Annotated in this window: 19 protein-coding genes, 1 tRNA gene and 1 pseudogene; 10 read left to right on the top strand and 11 right to left on the bottom strand. The window is 60.2% G+C overall.

Going from position 1 to position 20162, the window contains the following annotated elements; genetic code table 11:
• Positions 1-58 precede the first annotated feature (58 nt).
• Complete coding sequence (locus PSCI_RS00775; RefSeq protein ID WP_045481516.1) at positions 59-544, bottom strand: DUF4124 domain-containing protein; 486 nt, start codon at positions 542-544, stop codon at positions 59-61.
• Between the two features lie 324 nt (positions 545-868).
• Here PSCI_RS00775 and mgtE point away from each other — a divergent pair, with 324 nt between their 5' ends.
• Positions 869-2311, top strand: a complete 1443-nt coding sequence (mgtE, locus tag PSCI_RS00770; RefSeq protein ID WP_045481513.1) for a magnesium transporter — start codon at positions 869-871, stop codon at positions 2309-2311.
• A gap of 134 nt (positions 2312-2445) precedes the next feature.
• On the opposite strand, the gene PSCI_RS00765 is transcribed toward mgtE, so the two are convergent.
• From PSCI_RS00765 to PSCI_RS00755, 3 genes are all read right to left on the bottom strand, one after another.
• Positions 2446-2772, bottom strand: a complete 327-nt coding sequence (locus PSCI_RS00765; protein WP_045481509.1) for an Arc family DNA-binding protein — start codon at positions 2770-2772, stop codon at positions 2446-2448.
• 478 nt (positions 2773-3250) lie between these two features.
• Positions 3251-3436 (bottom strand): PA3371 family protein, encoded by a 186-nt coding sequence (locus PSCI_RS00760; RefSeq protein ID WP_045481506.1) that lies wholly within the window; start codon positions 3434-3436, stop codon positions 3251-3253.
• 52 nt (positions 3437-3488) lie between these two features.
• Positions 3489-3725: a hypothetical protein gene (locus PSCI_RS00755; RefSeq protein WP_045481503.1), complete on the bottom strand. Its 237-nt coding sequence runs from the start codon at positions 3723-3725 to the stop codon at positions 3489-3491.
• 359 nt (positions 3726-4084) lie between these two features.
• Here PSCI_RS00755 and PSCI_RS00750 point away from each other — a divergent pair.
• The 7 genes and pseudogenes from PSCI_RS00750 (at position 4085) to PSCI_RS00720 (ending at position 8906) form a co-directional block, all read left to right on the top strand.
• Positions 4085-4156, top strand: a tRNA-Arg gene (locus PSCI_RS00750).
• A 223-nt stretch (positions 4157-4379) separates the two neighbouring features.
• Positions 4380-4991 (top strand): hypothetical protein, encoded by a 612-nt coding sequence (locus PSCI_RS00745; protein WP_045481500.1) that lies wholly within the window; start codon positions 4380-4382, stop codon positions 4989-4991.
• 384 nt (positions 4992-5375) lie between these two features.
• Entirely contained in the window at positions 5376-5816 is a 441-nt protein-coding gene (locus tag PSCI_RS00740) for a hypothetical protein (RefSeq protein ID WP_045481497.1), read from the top strand.
• Positions 5817-6075: 259 nt separating this feature from the next.
• Positions 6076-7300, top strand: a pseudogene (locus tag PSCI_RS00735) (RNA-guided endonuclease InsQ/TnpB family protein).
• Positions 7301-7455: 155 nt separating this feature from the next.
• Positions 7456-7716: a DUF1652 domain-containing protein gene (locus PSCI_RS00730; protein WP_045481494.1), complete on the top strand. Its 261-nt coding sequence runs from the start codon at positions 7456-7458 to the stop codon at positions 7714-7716.
• Positions 7717-7830: 114 nt separating this feature from the next.
• Positions 7831-8526, top strand: coding sequence for a tRNA (adenine(22)-N(1))-methyltransferase (locus PSCI_RS00725; RefSeq protein ID WP_045481491.1), 696 nt, complete (start codon positions 7831-7833; stop codon positions 8524-8526).
• 119 nt (positions 8527-8645) lie between these two features.
• Positions 8646-8906 (top strand): DUF1652 domain-containing protein, encoded by a 261-nt coding sequence (locus PSCI_RS00720; RefSeq protein WP_045481488.1) that lies wholly within the window; start codon positions 8646-8648, stop codon positions 8904-8906.
• Positions 8907-9050: 144 nt separating this feature from the next.
• Here PSCI_RS00720 and PSCI_RS00715 read toward each other — a convergent pair whose 3' ends face one another.
• Positions 9051-10427, bottom strand: coding sequence for an L-serine ammonia-lyase (locus PSCI_RS00715; RefSeq protein WP_045481485.1), 1377 nt, complete (start codon positions 10425-10427; stop codon positions 9051-9053).
• Positions 10428-10549: 122 nt separating this feature from the next.
• On the opposite strand from PSCI_RS00715, the gene PSCI_RS00710 reads away from it, so the two are divergent.
• Positions 10550-11470, top strand: coding sequence for a LysR substrate-binding domain-containing protein (locus PSCI_RS00710; RefSeq protein WP_045481482.1), 921 nt, complete (start codon positions 10550-10552; stop codon positions 11468-11470).
• A gap of 132 nt (positions 11471-11602) precedes the next feature.
• On the opposite strand, the gene PSCI_RS00705 is transcribed toward PSCI_RS00710, so the two are convergent.
• Positions 11603-13375 carry a bifunctional diguanylate cyclase/phosphodiesterase gene (locus PSCI_RS00705; protein WP_045481479.1) on the bottom strand — a complete coding sequence of 591 codons (1773 nt, stop codon included), beginning with the start codon at positions 13373-13375 and terminating at the stop codon, positions 11603-11605.
• Positions 13376-13503: 128 nt separating this feature from the next.
• Positions 13504-15585 carry a carboxy terminal-processing peptidase gene (locus tag PSCI_RS00700; protein WP_173426677.1) on the bottom strand — a complete coding sequence of 694 codons (2082 nt, stop codon included), beginning with the start codon at positions 15583-15585 and terminating at the stop codon, positions 13504-13506.
• A 136-nt stretch (positions 15586-15721) separates the two neighbouring features.
• Here PSCI_RS00700 and PSCI_RS00695 point away from each other — a divergent pair, with 136 nt between their 5' ends.
• Complete coding sequence (locus tag PSCI_RS00695) at positions 15722-16687, top strand: NAD(P)H-quinone oxidoreductase (RefSeq protein WP_045481473.1); 966 nt, start codon at positions 15722-15724, stop codon at positions 16685-16687.
• Positions 16688-16704: 17 nt separating this feature from the next.
• Here PSCI_RS00695 and PSCI_RS00690 read toward each other — a convergent pair whose 3' ends face one another.
• The 4 genes from PSCI_RS00690 to PSCI_RS00675 all read right to left on the bottom strand — a co-directional run bounded on the left by PSCI_RS00690 (position 16705) and on the right by PSCI_RS00675 (position 20116).
• Positions 16705-17358, bottom strand: a complete 654-nt coding sequence (locus PSCI_RS00690; RefSeq protein ID WP_045481470.1) for an HAD family hydrolase — start codon at positions 17356-17358, stop codon at positions 16705-16707.
• A gap of 128 nt (positions 17359-17486) precedes the next feature.
• Positions 17487-18476: an ABC transporter ATP-binding protein gene (locus PSCI_RS00685; RefSeq protein ID WP_045481467.1), complete on the bottom strand. Its 990-nt coding sequence runs from the start codon at positions 18474-18476 to the stop codon at positions 17487-17489.
• A 1-nt stretch (position 18477) separates the two neighbouring features.
• Positions 18478-19287, bottom strand: a complete 810-nt coding sequence (locus PSCI_RS00680; RefSeq protein ID WP_045481463.1) for an ABC transporter permease — start codon at positions 19285-19287, stop codon at positions 18478-18480.
• Positions 19274-20116 (bottom strand): ABC transporter permease, encoded by an 843-nt coding sequence (locus PSCI_RS00675; protein ID WP_045481460.1) that lies wholly within the window; start codon positions 20114-20116, stop codon positions 19274-19276. The genes PSCI_RS00680 and PSCI_RS00675 overlap by 14 nt, the downstream gene beginning before the upstream one ends.
• Between the last annotated feature and the right edge of the window lie 46 nt (positions 20117-20162).

The raw sequence follows: 20162 nt of genomic DNA, 5'->3' as shown, positions 1-20162 counted from the left end.
AAAGCCCGTATCGAAAGATACGGGCTTTTTGTTTTGCACCTGAAAAAACTTGTCGGCTTCAGCGTTTGCCCTTCACGCAGCCATGCTGATCGAAACTCACCTGATGGGTGCGGCCCTCTTTGCTCGTGTAGTGGTAACGCAGCTCGCCATTGCGCTGTGAAACCCGGTCTGGTCGGCCCAGCAGGCTCTCTACGTCCCTGAGGGTCATGCCCGGCGGTGTGCGCTGGTTGATGATCGCACTGCGCCGTCGCTCGGGGCTCAGGCTGTTGCCGCAACCATCATCGCGTTGCCCGACCACCACGATCTCTTTGGCCGGCGGTTTGGGACGATCATTGCGCAGGCTTGGCAGTATCGCCGGCAGTACGCTGCCGGGCGGCCGGTTATAGGCTTCAACCTGTTGGCCGTGTTGCTCGGTTGTACAGCCTTGGTGGGTGAAGGTGACCTGGCCCTGGGCGTCTTCGCAGCGCTGAATGCTTTTGGCCTGGACATTGAGCACGGGGTGGAGCAGGGCGCCTAAGGCGACGCAAAGCGCGATGTTGCGCATCGTCGAGTCCTCCATGACAGACAATGCCGCTCAGCCTAGCGATGGCTGAATGTGCTGACGAGCGTGTTTTGTTGGCTGAATGTGACGTCGTAGTAATACTGACTCTCAAGATTGTTAAGTTTGTGACGCAAGCATTTGTTCTTGCCCGAATTTTCACGCGTGCCAAACGGTCAAAGCGGTGTATGATTGCGCCCGTCAGCCCCGCCGGGGCTTGTGGAATACCTCCATGGACTTACCCAGTAGTTATTTGACCTCAGATTTTGACAATCAAGCTCTACCTGATTGATCTCCCGGCGTGCTCCCTGCTGGGAGTGGAGTACGCCTATGACTGAAAGAGAAGTAAAGAAAACGCAGGAAAGTCTGCAGGATCGCCTGGCTCAGGTTATCGATCTGTTGCAGCGCCAGCGTATTGTTGAAGACCTGACCCACCGCCAGGAAGGTCAGCACCAGGACCGGGTCGAGAACCTCGTCCACCGGCAGAATCTCGTCGAATTGCAGCGCAAGCTCGACGACCTGCACTCTGCCGACGTCGCCTACATCCTTGAAGCCCTGCCGCTGGAAGACCGTCTGACCGTATGGCAGCTGGTCAAGGCCGAGCGTGACGGTGACATCCTTCTTGAGGTGTCCGACGCCGTTCGGGAAACCCTGATCGCCGACATGGACGATCACGAGTTGCTTGCCGCTGCCAAGGAAATGGACGCCGACGAACTGGCCGACCTGGCGCCGGAACTGCCGCGTGATGTTGTCCATGAGTTGATGGAAGCGCTGGACGTCCAGCAGCGTGAGCGTGTGCGTTCGGCGCTGTCCTACGAAGAAGAGCAGGTCGGGGCGTTGATGGACTTCCAGATGGTGACCATCCGCGAGGATGTCAGCCTGGAGGTGGTGCTGCGCTACCTGCGTCGTCTCAAGGAGTTGCCCAGCCACACTGACAAACTGTTCGTGGTCGATTACGACGGGGTGCTCAAAGGGGTGCTGCCGATCAAGCGCCTGCTGGTCAATGACCCGGACAAACAGGTCGCCGAGGTCATGGCTGACGACCCGGTGACCTTCCACCCGGACGGCGATGCCTATGAGGCGGCTCAGGCGTTTGAGCGTTATGACCTGATTTCGTCACCGGTGGTGGACAAGGGCGGCAAGCTGATCGGTCGTCTGACTATCGACGAAATGGTCGATCTGATTCGTGAAGAGAGTGAAAGTGAAGTCCGTAGCATGGCGGGTCTGCGTGAAGACGAAGACATCTTCGCTTCGGTCTGGCGCTCGCTGCGCAACCGCTGGTCTTGGCTGGCGATCAACCTGATCACCGCGTTCCTGGCGTCGCGAGTGATCGGCCTGTTCGAAGGCTCGATCGAGAAGCTCGTGGCGCTGGCTGCGCTGATGCCGATCGTGGCGGGCATTGGCGGTAACTCGGGCAACCAGACCATCACCATGATCGTACGGGCCATGGCGCTCGACCAGGTCAGCACCGGCAACACTGCCCGTTTACTGCGTAAAGAGCTGGCCGTGTCGCTGATCAATGGCCTGGTCTGGGGTGGGGTGATCGGCGTGGTGGCCTATGTGCTATACGACAGTTGGTCGCTGGGCGTGGTGATGACCGCGGCCATGACCCTCAACCTGCTGCTGGCGGCGTTCATGGGGGTGATCATTCCCATGACCCTGGTCAAGGTCGGCAAGGATCCGGCCATGGGCGCCAGTGTGATGATTACGGCCATGACCGACAGTGGTGGTTTCTTCATCTTCCTGGGGCTGGCGACGATATTCCTGCTCTGAATCAGGCTCACAAAAAAACCGCCCTTAGTGGCGGTTTTTTTGTACTTTGAAGAAGCTTCCTACAACTAAACGGGAGCGGTACTACAGTGAAAAAAAGCCAGCTTGGTGAGCTGGCTTGAGGTTTTACTTGATACTTACGACTCTTCAGCCGCCAGTTCAGTGTCATGGGCAATCAGAGACACCAGGGCGTTCTGTTGCCGATGAGAGAGCTGGCGGAAACGTTGCAGCAGTTCACGCTCGCTCAGCGTCAGCTCAGGGCTATCAAGGCGCACAGCTGGCTCGTCGCCAAAAGCGCCTTCCTGAATGAGGCTCTGCTCGAGCCGTGCGATGATTTCCGAGTTCATGCTGCGGTGGTGGTTTTTAGCTACCTCTTGCACACGATTACGCATGCCATCGGGTAAGCGGACGACGAACTTGTCAGCCGTACGGCTGGAATAAGTAGCCTGTTTCATAGGGCTCATATATTTAACCGGTTAGTTCAGGGGAAGCGGTTCTAGCAAGTGGCCGCAAGTTTGTCCTTGTGTGACAGCACTTTTGGCTAAATGTTCAACCGCGCTATCAAGGGGTCAGCATCATGCCCCATTACGTCGGAACCTTGGCGTCAATTCTGTGACAAATATTGACTCAGATAAAGGCGTATGGCCAGCACCGATTATCAGAATTGCGAACGAATTTGCATAGCGTGTCCCCGTTCACCCTTCCAACGATCTCCCTGATCGCCTGACTGCTTTTTGCCATCATGGCTATCTGTACTCAGAGCGTAGTTGTTTCTGGCCGCGAATACGAATGCGCTCCGACCAACGTGCTGAACGGGAGGTGAATAAGGCGTAAAAAGACGTTGCAGGCGGGGCGGGTACGTGACCCGAGCTGATGATCCGGTCGCAGCCAGCAGGCCAGGTGACCAGTACAACCATCAGCAGTAGCAGAGGTGCGAAGGGCTCAGCGCAGAACGGGATCAAACTTGAAGCGGCGGCCGACGACCAGCGCGCCGAGGAACAGGCTGACAAACACACCGCCAGCGATCCTGGCAGCCAGATTCAAGGCCAGCGCTTGCTCGGGCAGCAACAGGTCTACAGCAACACTCATCAACGTAAGGATCAGAAACGACAGTGCGGACTTGGACATGGCGGCTCTCTCTTTCTCTTTAAGCGTGTGAGGCACGGTTCTAGGCAATGGTTCAGAACACCCAGCGCTGTGTCGCACTGCCGGTGGCGCGGGGCATCTGTTGTGTGTCATTGGTCAGCATAGCCGGGTTGGCACGTTTGTCAGTCATCACTGCCAGTTGCGCAGGTTTTTGCAGGCCACTCTGAATCTCGATATTCACCTGCTCGACAGGGGTGGCAGTGCCTTGAAGATGAAAGGTCACCAGCGCTACCAGAGCGACTGCGTTCAACGCGGTGAGGATCATGTTCATAGTCGTGTACCTGTGCCCGGAGATGGAAGAGAGGTTCTGCCTGCCACGGGTAATATTGCAGTCTGCATGCCAAGCGCAATTCAATAAAAAACCCTTTTAAATCAAATAGTTGTATTTGTATGTAACGGCTTTTGCGTTGCGTTTTGCAATGATGGCTATTTGCAGGGTTGCAAAATGCACGACGGCCACGGGAACCAAATCCGGATGCACGAGTCAGCGCGTCCTGGCGGTCTGCATCGGCCGGTGAATGACCCTGCGCGCTGAAGCGGGCTGAATTTTTTGCTAAATCCTTGTTTTTGCGTAAAATGCCCAGCACTGATACAGGGCGCTCAGGCAACGCCCGTCAGATCATCTATCGGGTCCTCTTAGTTCAACGGATAGAACGAGCCCCTCCTAAGGGCTAGATGCAGGTTCGATTCCTGCAGGGGACACATCCCGCTGTATCGCACACTCTTGGTAGCGCTTCCTGCCCCGTCGCTCGAGGCGAGCCTCACTGAAATTGAGTGGCAAGCACCTCGCCGAAAAAACCATGCAATCCCAAAAAGCACATTGCACACTGGCAGCCGAATCAGGCGCTCGGCATGTTCAGCTGACACCCGCCCGTTTCACGCCTATTTCTTTGACGTGCTTTCCTGTCACTGCGCGAGCATGAACATGCTTCACTCCAACAGCCGATGGCTATGGCTTTACTTCCCAGTGAGCTGGATTACCGTATGTGCTGTGCTTGTGCACATCACGTTCTTCAGTTGGGCCCTTCTCACACCCAAGGACGTCAGCGGCACCCTGTTCGGCGGCGCCATGGGCACCCAGCTGTACCTTGGTGGCCTGGGCGTCGCCACACTCGGCTTGACAGTGGTCATCCTGCTGCGGCTACCGGGGGCGATCCTGGCCTGGATCGCTGCCGGGCTTTTGCCACTGTGCATCGGCGGCTGGTGGCAACTGAATTACCCGGACGATGCCAACGGTAATCTGCTGTACAGCCCCGGACGGTCAGACATCACGGTTGCCATGCTGATTGGTGCAGCGATTCTCGTCAGTGGTTTTTATGCCTATCGAAGGGCAAAAACGGCGACCAAAAGAGCCTCACTTTCCGGGTTAAAAATATTCGGAAAAATAGTGGTAGCGACAGCGCTGAGTGGATTTTTTGTAGCCGTGCCACTGGCCGCCTTGAAGCAGCAAGCACTGCCCCATTGCGCCTTCAACAAGCAAGGCCAGCAGTTGACGATCTGTTTGGGGGACGGGGATACACCCACGATTGTGGAATAAGCACGCGAGTGCTTGCATGCGCGAATGTGCCGCCGTCTTTGCCAGCCATTGCCGCCCCTGGGTTTGTACCTGGATGGGCCAGGTTCGCGTCAAGGCTGTGGTGCTGTGCGAGGCTTGCACCCTCGTGCCTCGGCGCGTATCTTGCGCCCCGTCACATTGCTGACAACGGGCGTCGCGGCCCGCAATACAAGTTGGCGCACAAGCGCCCCATGTCCTTTGCAGATTTTTATGGCTGCAATGTCGATTCATGGTGGTCGTGCGTGGGAGACCTTCGGGTCTGCCGGGTGCCAACTTGCCCGGTCCGCGAACCCGCGCACGGCTGCCACCCACAATTGCGTCGCGGCGATTGGTGGCAGCTCCATAATTCAAGTTGGAGCCAGACCTATGCATAGCCCCATACGCCACCGCACCTTTTGTACCGACGCTTTACCCAACCTCTCACCCCGACCGCTGAACGCCGCCGACCATACCGGCAAACGCCGCGGCACGATGACCGCCATTGCCTGGTATCGCGCCAGCCGTTCGGGCAAGGGCACGCTATGGCTGTGCCGCTGCGACTGTGGCCTGTACGAGTACCGCCGACCGGGGACCTGGGGGACCAAGCGGTTTCCTGATGACCAGTGCCAGGTGTGCCAGCGCAATGCGCAGGGCCCTAATGCCAGTGATACCGCCCCGGCACGCTTGCAACAATGGACAGACAAGCTTCGCTGCCTGGGCTTGAGCGATGAGGAAATCGGCCAGATTCGTGCCACCGGTGCGAACGTGGACACCCGAGGCAAGACGCTTGAGCAGATCCGCGAGCAATTGGCCCGCATCGGCATCTAGCTGACCATCGGGGCGCGACAAGCCCCGCCGTTCAGGGCGGGGAAGGATAGCGCGGACGGCGTAGCCGTCCCTGGTTGCAGTGGGGTGTCTGCTGCTGTTCGATGTTCGCACCGCCACAGGATGATGCGCAGTAATACGGCGACACAGTATGCCCCTCTACAGCGATCTTTCGTTACAAAGACCCCATGGGCATGCATCTTGAAAACACCGTGCCGTCCGCGCCTAATGTCGTCTTCATTGCTCATGGCTCAAGAGCAGCATGCAACGACTTCAAGCCTTCAAGTACGAACTCATGCCAGACGGTCAGCAGGAGCGGCAAATGCGCCGCTTTGCGGGTTCCTGTCGCTTCGTCTTCAACAAGGCGCTGGCGTTGCAGAAGGAGCGCCACGAGCAAGGCGAGAACAAGCTCGGCTATGCGGGCCTGTGCAAGTTGCTGACCGAATGGCGCAATAGCCCGCAAACCGCATGGCTGGCCGATGCGCCTGTTCACCCCTTGCAACAGAGCCTCAAGGATCTGGAGCGGGCCTACACCAACTTCTTCGCCAAGCGAGCCGACTTTCCCCGGTTCAAGAAGAAGGGGCAGCGCGACAGTTTCCGCTATCCCGACCCGAAACAGATCAAGCTCGACCAGACCAACAGCCGCCTGTTTCTGCCAAAGCTGGGCTGGCTGCGCTACCGCAACAGCCGCGAGGTGCCTGGCACGGTGAAGAACATCACCGTGAGCCAGTCGTGTGGCAAGTGGTTCGTGAGCATCCAGACCGAACGAGAGATCGATGAGCAGCCCACGGCGCAGGGTGCGGCAGTTGGCATCGACATGGGCATTGCCCGGTTCGCCACGCTTTCGGATGGCTCGTTCTACGCACCCCTTAACAGCTTCAAACGCCATGAGACCGCGCTGTGCAAAGCGCAGCAGGCGATGAGCCGCAAGGTCAGATTCAGCCGCAACTGGAACAAGGCGAAAGCCTGCGTCCAGCGCATTCACTCGCGCATCGGCAATGCCCGCCGCGACTATCTGCACAAGTGCTCCACCACGATCAGCCAAAACCACGCGATGGTGTGTATCGAGGACTTGCAGGTACGGAATATGTCCAGGTCGGCGGCAGGCACGGCCGAGGCACCGGGAAGAAACGTTCGGACCAAGTCAGGCCTGAACAGGGCCATCCTCGATCAGGGCTGGTTCGAGTTCCGTCGCCAGCTGGACTACAAGCTGGCATGGCGCGGCGGCTGGCTGATTGCCGTGCCGCCGCAAAATACCAGCCGCAGGTGCCCGTGTTGCGGCCATGTGTCGGCGGCCAACCGCCAGACGCAGGCGCTGTTCAGGTGTGTGGGATGTGGTTTTGAAGGCAACGCCGATGTGGTCGGCGGCGATCAATGTACTAAGGGCGGGACACGCCCGGTTAGCCTGTGAAGTGAGCGCAGAGGTCATGGCGCCAGCAGCAGGAACCCACCGAAGCGACTCGGGGGCGGCTCGATGCCGCGCCTGAGCGCCGTAGGAATCTCCGGCCTTCAGGCCGGGGAGGATGTCAACGCTGGGCGGTTGTATGCCAGGCACAAGCAACCGCTCAGCTAATTCCCGGAACGATTTCTCCCGTGCTTCATCCATTAGCCATAGGCCACTGTCTGGCCGTGGAGATCAAGCATGATGTCGTCCCTCGAATTACGTCAGATTATCGAATCCGGCTTTCTGCCAACCAAATGCCTGTGCACGATCAGCCCCGATCACTTGATGACCATCAGTCTTTATCGTCCTGAATACGGCCATCCGGCGTTTGTCGCCAATAATCTCAATGCCAGGGAACTGAACTCGGCCCGAGCGATTTCCGGTCTGGTCCAGCAGGTGCGCCAAGCGTTTTCCCGCCAGGAGCAAATCACCCGGGAGCAGGAGCAGCGCCGGGCGTGATGACCGGCAGGTTGTTTATCCTGAACGCCGATTTGAAAACCCCGGCATTGCCCGATAAAGTCGCGCCCCGTTCTGGCCATCCGGGCCAGATGCGCGTGCTTGAAGGGGCTGCCGGTGAACCAACAGACTTTGTCCATGCGCCTGGAGCGCGTTGCCGCTCACGTGCCCGCAGGTGCCCGGTTTATCGATATCGGCTCGGACCACGGCTACCTGCCGGTCGCCTTGGTGCAGCGCGGGGTGATTGCTTCGGCGGTGGCCGGCGAGGTGGCGTTGACGCCCTTTCATGCAGCAACCCGCACGGTACGTGAATATGGCCTGCAGGCGCAGATCAGCGTGCGTCTGGCTGACGGTCTGGCGGCAATCGAAGCTCATGATGCAATCACCGCGATCAGCCTGTGTGGTATGGGCGGCGAAACCATCCGTGACATTCTTCAGGCGGGCAGGGCGCGATTGAGCGGCGCCGAACGGCTGATCATGCAGCCCAATGGCGGCGAGCGGGAACTGCGCCAGTGGCTGATGGATAACGGCTATTGCATCCTGGCTGAGGAGGCGTTGCGGGAGAACCGCTTTGATTATGAAATCATTGTCGCTGAACGTAGCGGGCCGGTGAGCTACAGCGCCGAGCAACTGTACTTCGGCCCGGTGCAATTGCAGGTTCGCAGCCCGGCATTTTTGAACAAGTGGCAACGGGTCCTGCGGCAGAAGCAGCAGACCCTCAAAGGCTTCGCCAAGGCCCGTCAGGCGGTGGCGCAGGACAAGGTCCAGGACATCAGTCAGCAGGTGCGCTGGATCAGCGACATGCTGGGCTGAGCTTTGAGACTTTGGTCGTATTCCGGGCGAAATCACTGAACGTTGCACTGAGCGGTCTAGACTAAGGTTTTGAACTTGACTCACTCGCTAACCAACGATACGGATGAAGGGATGTTCTGATGTTTTCGCACAACGAGCTGCGCCATATTCTGGAAAAAGCGTTTGCCCCCACGCCTTGCCGCTGCACGATTTCCCAAGAAGGCACCATCACTCTGGAGTTGCTCAACCCCGAGAGCCACGCCCGCGAATTGCTCGTGCCTGGGATTCCGGTCGCCAGCCTGACCGGCGGCCGGGATCTTGCCGCGCTGGTGCGTGATGTCAAAGAGCGCGCCAGCCGCCGGCATGCCGCCGCAGCCGATCCGGTCAAACGTCAGGGGTAATCGATCGCTTGCTCGGCGTTAGTTTGTAGGACCTGCTTTAGTTTGTAGGACCTGCTTTAGCAGGGAAGATTAGCCGGGAAAGGCAATCTACGAAACGCCTTCGCAGCTAAAGCTGCTCCTACAACAACCACGAGACGCCAGGCCTCAGCACTCTACCAGGCTGACCGCCAGGCCACCGCGCGAGGTTTCCTTGTATTTATCGTGCATGTCCGCGCCGGTGTCGCGCATGGTGCGGATCGCCTGGTCGAGGGAAATGAAGTGCTCACCGTCGCCGCGCAAGGCCATTTGTGCTGCGTTGATGGCTTTCACTGCGGCAATCGCGTTGCGCTCGATGCACGGCACTTGCACCAGCCCGCCGACCGGGTCGCAGGTCAGGCCCAGATTGTGTTCCAGGCCGATTTCTGCGGCGTTTTCCACCTGCTGTGGGGTGGCGCCGAGAATCTCTGCGATGCCGGCCGCCGCCATGGCGCAGGCCGAGCCGACTTCACCCTGACAGCCCACTTCGGCGCCGGAGATCGAAGCGTTTTTCTTGCACAGGATGCCCACTGCCGAGGCACTGAGGAAAAACCGCACCACATCGTCGTCATTGGCCGCCGGGTTGAATTTCATGAAGTAATGCAGTACCGCCGGGACAATACCCGCCGCACCGTTGGTGGGCGCGGTGACCATGCGCCCGCCGGCGGCGTTTTCTTCGTTGACCGCCAGGGCGAACAGGTTGACCCACTCCATGGCGCTGAGGGTCGAGCCGATCACGTTGGCCTTGCCCACCTCCAGCAGGCTCTGGTGCAAGCGCCAGGCGCGACGACGCACATTCAGGCCGCCGGGCAGAATGCCTTGTTCGCTCAGGCCTTTGTTGACGCAAGCCTGCATGGCAGCCCAGATATCGAGAATCTTGACGCGGATTTCTGCTTCACTGCGCCAGCACTTTTCGTTCTCCATCATCAACGCCGAAATGCTCAGGTTGTGCGTCTTGCACAGGCGCAGCAGCTCCTTGGCACTGGAGAAGTCATAAGGCAGTTCGGTACTGTCACCGTCCAGCTGACCGCTGGCGGCCTGCTCGGCATTGATGATGAAGCCGCCGCCGATCGAGTAGTAGGTTTGCTCGTACAACTCGCCGGTCGCGCCATAGGCGCAAATCGTCATGCCGTTGGGGTGGAAGGGCAGGCTTTCGTCGAGCAGCAGCATGTCGCGTGCCCAGATAAACTCGATGTCCTGCTCGCCTGCGACGTTCAGGCGCTGGTCCTTGAGCAGGTTTTCGACGCGCTGATTGACATCGACGATGTCGACGCGGTCGGGCCATTCGCCCATCAGCCCCATCACGGTGGCGCGGTCGCTGGCATGGCCGATACCCGTGGCCGACAGAGACCCGTACAATCGCACTTCAATTCGTTCCACGCTCGGCAGCAGATTGTGCTTGCGCAGGTCGGTCACGAAGGTTGCACCGGCACGCATCGGCCCGACGGTATGCGAACTGGACGGCCCGATGCCGATTTTGAACATGTCGAAGACGCTGATAGCCATGTCGTGTAACCCTCGGATAAATAGCCTGAGGCAACAGGCCCCATCTGATGGCTTTATCTTTGGCTGGCGGTCCTGAAACGACAAACGATTGTTCCTATGCAACGCTTTAGCGGAACTGTTCAATGAGCCGAATCGTCAATGCCCAGATGCATGCCTGGCTACAGGTGTTTGCCTGTGCCGCACGACATCTGTCCTTTACCCGCTGCGCCGATGAGCTGCACGTCACCCCTGGCGCGATCAGCCAGCAAATGCGCCAGCTCGAAGAGCGCCTGGGCTTTGCCCTGTTTCACCGGGTCGGCCGTGGTCTGGAACTGACCGCCGAAGGCCAGCGTCTGGCGCTGGTCGCCAACGAGGTGCAGGGGCGCATCAGCGATGAGTTGCGCCTGTTGTATTCCGGGCAGATCGGCGGGGTGTTCAAGCTGCGCTCGATCCCGTCCTTTTTGCACAAGTGGCTGATGCCGCGCCTGCCGCGTCTGCAACAGGCGTTTCCCGACATCCAGTTGCGGGTGATCGCCGAGGACAGCAGCGGCTCGCTGCGCGACGATGATTTCGATCTGGCCATTGACCTTAACGACGGCAGCTACCCAGGGTTGCAGACCACGCCGTTGCTGGAAGAAGAGTTGTACCCGGTGTGCTCGCCGAAACTGCTGGAAGGCCGGCCGCCGCTGGACGGCCCCAGCCAGTTGGTGCATTACCCGCTGCTGCACGACATCACCGCCTGGCGCGGCAGCTACGAATACGCCGAGTGGGAGTTTTACCTGACGGCGATTGGCGCCGAGGGGGTGGATGTGCGCCGTGGCCACACGTTCAACCGCAACCACCTGACCATCGAGGCGGCGCGCATGGGCATGGGCGTGGCCATCGCGCGCAAGACCCTGATCACCAACGAACTGGTGGAAGGCTCGCTGATCGTGCCGTTTGGCCAGCCGATCAAGGCGCGTAAAAAGTACGTGCTGGTGTACCGCGAAGGCGCATTGAGCACGCCATCACGGCGCGCGGTGCATGACTGGCTGGTGCATGAGGCCGGCCAGCACCTGCCGTAGGCTTGAGGTTGTTTGGCCAGGCCGCCGTCTTGCCATCGCGTAGGGCCCTGTAGGAGCCGCTTCAGCGGCGAAGCCTTCGCGGCTAAAGCCACTCCTGTTGGGTAATGCCGATCAGTTAAGCGATTATCCGGCTCAGATGCCACTCAACTCCTCAACCCGCGCGGTATCGATGCAATGGATACTGGCGCCGATCACATCCTTGGCGTAGTGCTTGGCCTGTGACGCCAGGTCCGCCAACTGGCTGGCATCGATCTGCGCGCAGGCCTCCACGCGCAGGTACACCACCCCGATCGACAGCGACAGCAGGGCAAACTCCTGGCGCACGCCCTGGCGGTTCAAGGCGTTGAAGCAGCCGGCTTGCAGGTGCTCGGCGCGGTAAAAGCGCCGGCACTGATTCTGGAAGTCCTCCAGCAGCACCTGCAGGCGTTTCTCCCAGTCTTCCACCCCCAGCACCATCAGAAAGTCGTCACCGCCGATATGCCCGACGAAGTCGCGGCTGGGGTCGATACGTTCGTTCAGGCAGTGCGCCAGGCAGAGCAACACTTCGTCACCGCGCGCGTAGCCGTAGATATCGTTGAACGGCTTGAAGCTATCGATATCGACGTAGCAGATCACCGCCTCGCGCTGTTGTTGCAGCACCCTCGTCAGGCATTGCTGGATCGGCACGTTGCCGGGCAGCAAGGTCAGCGGGTTGGCGTAACGGGCTTGCTGGATCTTCTGCTCGGTGATCAGTTTGAGCACGTCGATCAGCCGGCCCAGCCCCAGATAGGCACCGTTGCTGGTGATGATAAAGTCTTCTTCGATGCGCTGGCGGGCGCGGCTGGTCAGCAGGCGGCTGACCTGTTGCAGCGATTGGCTCAGCTCGACGGCAAGAAAATCATCGCTCATCAACCGGCTGATTGGCTTGCGGGCGAACAGCTCGGTGGCAAAGGGCTTGAGCAGGGCTTCTGAAAGCGAGTGTCGATGCACGATGCCGCAAGGCCGGGAATTGGCATCCAGCACCGCCACCGAGTTGAGATTGGCTTGCTGGCGGAAGGCATCGAGCACTTTTGCCGTGGGCGTGTCACTGCTGACCGCCGCCTGGGCGATCAGCAGCACGCTGAGGTCGGCGTTGTCTTCGTTGAGCGGCACCAGCGCGGCTTCGGCCTTGGGCAGCATGCGCCCGGCATCACGCGGCGGGCATTCCTGAGGACGGGCCAGCAGATAACCTTGAACCAGATCGATGCCCATTTCGGTGAGTACCGCCAGTTCATCCGCCAGTTCGATGCCTTCGGCGATCACCGTCGCCCGCGATGCCTTGGCCATCTGCAGCATGGAACCGACGAATTCGCGCTTCACGGCATCCTGATGAATGCCGTCGATAAAGTGCCTGTCGATCTTCACGTAGTCCGGGCGCAACTCCGACCACAGCCGCAGGCTGGAATAGCCGGCGCCCAAATCGTCCAGGGCAATCGAAAAGCCCATGTCGCGGTAGTGGTGTAAAGCCTTGTAGAGCAGGTCGAAGTCGTCAGTGGGGGTCTGCTCGGTCAGCTCGATGACCACGTTCTGCGGCTCGATGTTGTAGCGCTGCAGCATCTTCAGGGTGCGTCCCGGCGGATGCGAGGCTTCGAGCAGCGACTCGGGGGAGACGTTGAGAAACAGTTTGCCCGGCAGTTGTTGCTGGCTGAAGCGCCGGCATGCGCTCTCGCGGCAGGCCAGTTCCAGTTCGCTCAGACGGCCGGCCTGGCGAGCCACGGCGAACAGGCTGATGGGCGAGTGCAAGGGGCTGTTGGACGGGCCGCGGGTCAGGGCTTCATAGCCCAGCACGCGACGCTCTGAAAGCATGACGATGGGCTGGAACAAGCTGTGCAAATCACCCTGTGCCAGGATGGAACCCAGGGCGCTCAGTTGTTCAGTCACGGTCATGGCGATCTCTACTGCAAGACTGCAAAAAATAAGGGTCTGCTTGACGTTGTCAGCAGACCCTTATTTCACGACAGTTTCATGACTGTATGATGACAGATTGGCACTATGCTATCGCCATCTGACCTCTATCACTTTTTCGCCACCGTGGCACTCAGGCCCAGATAGTCGATAAGGATGCGCCCGGTTTCGGCCAAGTAGGCGTCATCCTCGGGTTTGGTCTTCTCGTCTTCCACTGGCAGCGCCTCTTCGTCTTCCTTTTTCAGCTCCTTGAGCGGTTCTTCGCCTTTGGCCTTGCGCCGGGTGTTTTCCAGCGCCAGTTGCTGATTCTCGATGGCGGTGTGTTCGGCGCGACGATCGATCTCGTTGAGGCTGACGCTCTTCTCGCTCATCAGCTTGCGGGCCAGGGCCAGACGGTCTTCGATGAACACGAACTCGGCGTCCTTGACCTTGCGCTGGTCATGGCGCGCCTGCAACTGCGCCAGGAACGGCTTGAACGGGTCGCTTGCCGGGCGGATGCGCGGCGGGATGCTGTCCCATGGCATGGCTTCAGGCAGAGCGCTTTCACCGATTTCCTTGGTGTCGATCAAGGACGGGTAGGTAATGTCCGGCACCACACCCTGGTGCTGGGTGCTTTGCCCGGACACCCGGTAGAACTTGGCCAGGGTCAGCTTCAGTTCGCCGTGGTTGAGCGGCTGGATGGTCTGCACGGTGCCTTTGCCGAAGGTCTGGCCACCGATGATCAGTGCGCGATGATAGTCCTGCATGGCGCCGGCGAAGATCTCCGAAGCCGAAGCCGAGAGCCGGTTGACCAGTACCGCCATCGGGCCTTTATAGAAGGCGCCTTTGGCTTCGTCTTCGAGCACATCGACCTTGCCGTCGGCGTTACGCACCAGCACGGTCGGGCCTTTCTCGATAAACAGGCTGGTCAGCTCAGTGGCTTCCTGCAGCGAGCCACCGCCGTTGTTGCGCAGGTCCAGTACCAGGCCGTCGACCTTCTCGGCCTGCAGCTCGGTGAGCAGTTTCTTCACGTCACGGGTGGTGCTCTTGTACTCCGGATCGCCAGCGCGGTAGGCCTTGAAGTCCAGGTAGAAGGCCGGGATTTCGATGACGCCGAGCTTGTAGTCGCGACCGTCCTGCTTGAGGTTGAGGATCGACTTCTTGGCCGCCTGCTCTTCAAGCTTGACCGCTTCGCGGGTGATCGACACCACCTTGCTGGTCTGGTCGTTCGGCGCATTGCTGGCCGGGATGATTTCCAGGCGCACCACCGAGCCTTTCGGGCCGCGAATCAGCTTGACCACCTCATCGAGACGCCAGCCGATCACGTCGACCATTTCCTTGTCGCCCTGGGCGACGCCGATGATCTTGTCGGCGGTCGAGACCTGCTTGGTCTTGGCCGCAGGACCGGCCGGCACCAGGCGCACGATCTTGACGTTGTCGCTGTCGCTCTGCAGCACCGCACCGATGCCTTCGAGCGACAGGCTCATGTTGATGTCGAAATTCTCTGCGCTGTCAGGTGACAGGTAGTTGGTGTGCGGGTCGTAAGACATCGCGAAGGAGTTCAGGTACGCCTGGAAGATGTCTTCGGCGCGGGTCTGGTTCAGGCGCGACAGCTGGTTCTTGTAGCGCTTGGTCAGGGTCTCCTGAATCTTGGCCGGTTCTTTGCCCGCGATCTTCAGGCGCAGGACTTCATCCTTGAGGCGCTTGCGCCACAAGTCGTCCATCTCGGCGGCGGTTTTCGGCCATGGCGCGTCCTTGCGGTCGACCAGCAGGGTTTCCTTGGCGTTGAAGTCGAGCTTGTCGACGCCCTTGTTCAGTTCAGCCAGGGCAAAGTCCATGCGCGACTTGCTGCGGTCGAGGTAGCGCTTGTAGATGGTGAAGCCGGCGTTCAGGTCGCCGCTTTTGAGAAAATCGTCGAACTGGGTCTGCCATTTGTCGAACTCGGCGACGTCGCTGGCCAGAAAGTAGCTGCGCGAGGGGTCGAGCAGCTTGAGGTAGCTGTTGTAGATGATGACCGAACGCTTGTCGTCCAGTGGCGGCTTGCTGTAGTGGTGGCGCTTGAGCAGCTCCACGACATTCAGGCTGGCAATCACTTCGTCGCGATCAGGCTGAAGCTTGTCCCAGCTGTTGGCGGCAAAGGTGCTGGCTGACATCGGCAGGGTGGCCAGGCCGATGAGCAGTGCGAGGGCGGTGCTCGGGATAAAATGCTTCATGCTGATTCGACGCGGAGACAATTGATAACGCATATTAGGCCGTCTTAGAGATCGCCGGTTCCATGGACCCGGTCGCATAATGCAAAAGCCCCCGGCATAGGCCGCGGGCTCAGTCCTGACTCACTATGGAGGCACTGTGAAGGCATTGCAAGGCGTTAACGGACATGTGGAATGGGCTGACAGCACAAGTCCAGCCCTCGATGTAGGACAAGTACGAATCAAGGTGGCGGCTGCCGGTCTCAACCGCGCCGACCTGCTGCAGTGCGAAGGCAAGTACCCGCCACCGCCTGGAGCCAGCGAAATACTTGGTCTGGAGTGCGCCGGGGTGATCGCCGAGGTAGGGCCGGGCAGCAGTTGGCAGGTCGGTGACCGGGTCTGCGCCCTGCTGGCCGGGGGCGGCATGGCTGAAGAGGTGGTGGTCGATGCCCGCCATGTTCTGCCGGTCCCGGAAAACCTGGGCCTGGCCGAAGCGGCAGCGTTGCCGGAGGTGTACGCCACGGCCTGGCTGAACCTGTTCCAGCTGGCAGCCATCAAGCCTGGCGAAAAGGTCTTGCTGCACGCCGGTGCAAGTGGCGTTGGTTCAGCCGCGATTCAGCTCTGCAAGGCTTTTGGCAGCCCGGTCTGGGTCAGTGTCGGCTCCGCTGAGCGGCTGGACTATTGTGTTCAGCTCGGTGCCCAGGGCGGTGTGCTACGCAGCGAAGGTCTGGATGGGCTGAAAGCGCTTGGCCCGTTTGACGCGATCCTCGATCCGGTCGGTGGCGAAGATTATTCCAATGCCAACCTCAAACTGCTGGCCCAGGACGGTCGCTGGGTGCTGATCGGCATGATGGGCGGGCGCCATGCCCAGCTCGACCTGGCCCACGTGCTGGGCAAGCGTATTCAGTTGCTGGGCTCGACCCTGCGCAGCCGCGATGATCAGTTCAAGGCCGACTTGCTCAGCGACCTCGGCCAGCAGGTCTGGCCGCTGTTCGCCGAAGGCCGGCTCAGCCCGCAGCTGGCGCGGACTTACCCGATCGAACAGGCCCAGGCGGCTTTCGAAGAGCTTGCCAGCAACCAGGTGTCGGGCAAGCTGGTGCTGATCATTGATGGCAGCCTGAGCTGACCCGCCCAGGCGCCAGTCTATTTCCAGGCATGCACCGGCCAGCCGGCCTGTTGCGCGTGGGCCAGCAGCAGCGGGTCAGGATTGACCGCATGCGGGTGGTCAACGGTCTGCAGCAAGGGCAGGTCGTTGCGTGAATCGGAATAGAAACTGGCGCCTTCAAGGTTCTCGCCTTCGGCGTCGAGCCATTCCAGCAGGCGGGTGACCTTGCCTTGCTGGTAGGTCAGCACGCCGGTTGTGGCGCCGCTGTAATGACCATGCTGTATGTCCAGATCAATGGCCAGCACTTCATCGATACCCAAGCGCTCGGCGATCGGCGCCACCAGATGCACGCCAGAGGCAGAGATCACCAGAATTCGGTCGCCTTTTGCGCGGTGTTCGGCGATGGCCTTGCAGGCATCGGAAAAGATGATCGGCTCAATGAAGTCCTCGACCCAGGGGCCGACCAAATGCTCGATCTCTTCAGGAGTACGGCCAGCCATTGGCTCCAGGCTGAACGCCATGTAGTCCTCCATGGCCAGTTCACCGGCTTTGTAGGCCTCCATCATCTCGTCGTTGCGGCGCATGAACGAGGCCGGGTCGACCCAGCCCAGGCGGCCCATCTGCTCGCACCATAAGGTGGAGCAGTCACCATCGATGAGGGTTTCGTCCAGATCGAAAATCGCTACGGGCATTGATAGGGTCCTTTATGAGCGTGATGGCGACACTGTACCTTGTGGGAGCGAGCTTGGTCGCGAAAGCTGTCGTCCAGACGCCCGAGATGTTGCGTCAGGGCTGATTTTTTTCGCCAGCAACCTCGCTCCTACTGCAGATGGCGAATCGCGGCGGGTTCGATGTTCAGCCCCACTGCCTGCCCGTCGGGCTGCAGGTCCGCTGCCGAGCGGTTGAGCACGTCGACTACCAGCGCCACGCCGTTGACCTGCACGCGGTAACGGATCACGTTGCCCAGCAGGCTGTGGCTGACGATTTCGCCGGCCAGCTCGCCGCTGCTGCTCAGTTCGATGGCCTCCGGGCGGATGGCGATGCGGCTGTCGACCGGGCGTTGCAGCAGGCGGCTGGCGGTCTGGGCGTCGAGCAGGTTGTAGTTGCCGATAAAGCCCGCAGCGAAGGCATCCACCGGTGCGGTGTAGAGCGTTTCGGCGTCGCCGCTCTGGACGATCTGACCCTGATTCATCAGCACGATGCGGTCCGACATGGTCAGGGCTTCTTCCTGGTCATGGGTGACGAAGATCGTGGTCAGGCCCAGCTCACGCTGGATGGCGCGGATCTGTTCACGCAGGTGTTTGCGAATCCGCGCATCCAGTGCCGACAGCGGCTCATCGAGCAGCAGCAGGCGCGGGCGGGTCACCAGCGAACGGGCCAGGGCCACCCGCTGGCATTGGCCGCCGGACAACTGGTGTGGGTAGCGTTTGGCAAAATCCTGCAGTTCGACCAACTGCAAAATTTCACTGACCCGGCGTTGGCTGTCGTCAGCGCTGACCTTCTGCATGCGCAGGCCGAAGGCGACGTTCTGCTCCACGCTCATGTTGGGGAACAGCGCGTAGCTCTGGAACACCATGCCGATGTTACGCTTTTGCGGGGTTTGCGGCACCAGGTCCTGGCCGTCGAGCAGGATGCGCCCGCTGTCCACCGGTGTCAGCCCGGCAATGCAGCGCAGCAGCGTCGACTTGCCACACCCGGACGGGCCGAGCAGGGTAATGAACTCCCCTTGGTCGATGTGCAGGTTGATGTCGCTGAACACAGGCGTGCCGGTGTAGCTCTTTTGCAGCTTTTCGATACTGATAAAACTCATGTCAGCTCTTGTCCTTGTTCAGTCGGTTGGCGACCCAGGTCAGTGCCAGCACGAAGACAAAATAGGAAACCACCAAGGCACTGTTGAAGTGGCCGCTGCTGTTGCGCATGTTGTTCAGGTACACCTGCAAGGTTTCATAGCGGGTGCCGACCAGCAGGTTGGCAAACACGAATTCGCCGAACAGAAAAGAGAACGACAGCAGCAGGGCGACCATCAGGCCCTTGCGCAGGTTGGGCAACACCACCAGAAACGCCGCCTGCCAGGTATTGGCGCCCAACAGCCGGGCGGCGTCCATCAGGTCGATGAGGTTGATCGCCTGCAGGTTGTTGGTGATGGCCCGGTACATGAAGGGCAGGGCGATGGTGAAGTAACAACCGATCAGGATCCACGGCGTACCGACCATGGCCATTGGCCCGGAGCCATACAGCTGTAGCAGCCCCACCGACGACACCACCGGTGGCACGGCAAAGGGCAGCAGGATCAGGATGTTCATCAGCCCGTCCAGCCGCGGGAAGTGGTAATGCACCACGAACAGCAGCGGCAGAATCAACAGCACCGACAGCAGCAGGGCGCCGACGCAGACCAGCAGCGACTGGGCGAAGGCGGTCAGAAACCGCGCGTCGCTCCACAAGGCCAAGTACCACTTGAAGGTCAGGCCGCTGGGCAGCACGGTGGCCGACCAGCTGGTTGAGATGGAGTACAGGAACGTGCCGGCCAGCGGCAGCAGCAGGATCAAAAACAGCAACCACACCACCGCACGGTGATACAGGCTGGCCTGTTGTTGTGAAGAGCCTTTCTCAGCGCGCGACATGGTAGCTCCTTCTCAGCAGCCATTGATGCACCACGGTCACCAGGGTCATGAGCCCGACCAGGATCATCGCCAGGGCGCTGGCGGTATTGGGGTCGAGGGTGATGTCACCGGCCACCAGCGCGGCGATGCGGATCGGCAGCACGTTGAAGTTGCCCGTGGTCAGGGCATACACCGTGGCGTAGGCGCCCAGCGCGTTGGCCAGCAGAATCACGAAGGTGCCCAGCAGCGCCGGGGTCAGCACCGGCAGGCCGATATGCCGCCAGAACTGCCAGGGGCTGGCACCGAGCAGCGCCGCCGACTCGGCCCAGTCTTCGCGCAGCGCATCGAAGGCCGGGTAGAGCAGCAGCACGCCCAGAGGAATCTGGAAATAGGTGTAGACAATGATCAGCCCGGTCTTGGAGTACAGGCTGAAGTCATCGATGATCCCGGCCTGTTTGAGCATCAGGGTCACGGCACCGTTGAAACCCAGCAGGATAATGAACGCGAAGGCCAGCGGCACGCCGGTGAAGTTGCTGGTCATGTTGGCAAAGGCGCTGACGAAGTCGCGCAGCCTTGAGTCGACCTGACGCAGCGACCAGGCGCCAATCAGCGCAATGACGATGCCGAACAGGCTCGACCAGAAGCTGATCTCCAGGCTGAACTGGATCGCCTGACGGTAAAACCGTGAGTTGAACACCTTGGCGAAATTATCCAGCCCCCAGCCGTTGTCCGACTGCAGGCTATGGATCGCAACCCAGGCCAGCGGCGCGATCTGGAACACGATGAAAAACAGGGCGAAGGGTAGCAGGCATAACAGCGCCAGCCATTGCCCGCGGGAAAGAGACTTCAAGTCAGACGCTCCCAGAGGGTGAAATAGGGTAGGAGCGAGCTTGCTC

The sequence above is a fragment of the Pseudomonas sp. StFLB209 genome (assembly GCF_000829415.1).
Classification (GTDB): domain Bacteria; phylum Pseudomonadota; class Gammaproteobacteria; order Pseudomonadales; family Pseudomonadaceae; genus Aquipseudomonas.
This window is presented reverse-complemented; position numbering and strand designations above follow the sequence as displayed.

Bases quoted from the DNA above. Each gene is read 5' to 3' on its own strand.
- PSCI_RS00775 (WP_045481516.1), bottom strand. From the start codon at position 544: ATGCGCAACATCGCGCTTTGCGTCGCCTTAGGCGCCCTGCTCCACCCC.
- mgtE (WP_045481513.1), top strand. From the start codon at position 869: ATGACTGAAAGAGAAGTAAAGAAAACGCAGGAAAGTCTGCAGGATCGC.
- PSCI_RS00765 (WP_045481509.1), bottom strand. From the start codon at position 2,772: ATGAGCCCTATGAAACAGGCTACTTATTCCAGCCGTACGGCTGACAAG.
- PSCI_RS00760 (WP_045481506.1), bottom strand. From the start codon at position 3,436: ATGTCCAAGTCCGCACTGTCGTTTCTGATCCTTACGTTGATGAGTGTT.
- PSCI_RS00755 (WP_045481503.1), bottom strand. From the start codon at position 3,725: ATGAACATGATCCTCACCGCGTTGAACGCAGTCGCTCTGGTAGCGCTG.
- PSCI_RS00745 (WP_045481500.1), top strand. From the start codon at position 4,380: ATGCTTCACTCCAACAGCCGATGGCTATGGCTTTACTTCCCAGTGAGC.
- PSCI_RS00740 (WP_045481497.1), top strand. From the start codon at position 5,376: ATGCATAGCCCCATACGCCACCGCACCTTTTGTACCGACGCTTTACCC.
- PSCI_RS00730 (WP_045481494.1), top strand. From the start codon at position 7,456: ATGATGTCGTCCCTCGAATTACGTCAGATTATCGAATCCGGCTTTCTG.
- PSCI_RS00720 (WP_045481488.1), top strand. From the start codon at position 8,646: ATGTTTTCGCACAACGAGCTGCGCCATATTCTGGAAAAAGCGTTTGCC.
- PSCI_RS00715 (WP_045481485.1), bottom strand. From the start codon at position 10,427: ATGGCTATCAGCGTCTTCGACATGTTCAAAATCGGCATCGGGCCGTCC.
- PSCI_RS00710 (WP_045481482.1), top strand. From the start codon at position 10,550: ATGAGCCGAATCGTCAATGCCCAGATGCATGCCTGGCTACAGGTGTTT.
- PSCI_RS00705 (WP_045481479.1), bottom strand. From the start codon at position 13,375: ATGACCGTGACTGAACAACTGAGCGCCCTGGGTTCCATCCTGGCACAG.
- PSCI_RS00700 (WP_173426677.1), bottom strand. From the start codon at position 15,585: ATGAAGCATTTTATCCCGAGCACCGCCCTCGCACTGCTCATCGGCCTG.
- PSCI_RS00690 (WP_045481470.1), bottom strand. From the start codon at position 17,358: ATGCCCGTAGCGATTTTCGATCTGGACGAAACCCTCATCGATGGTGAC.
- PSCI_RS00685 (WP_045481467.1), bottom strand. From the start codon at position 18,476: ATGAGTTTTATCAGTATCGAAAAGCTGCAAAAGAGCTACACCGGCACG.
- PSCI_RS00680 (WP_045481463.1), bottom strand. From the start codon at position 19,287: ATGTCGCGCGCTGAGAAAGGCTCTTCACAACAACAGGCCAGCCTGTAT.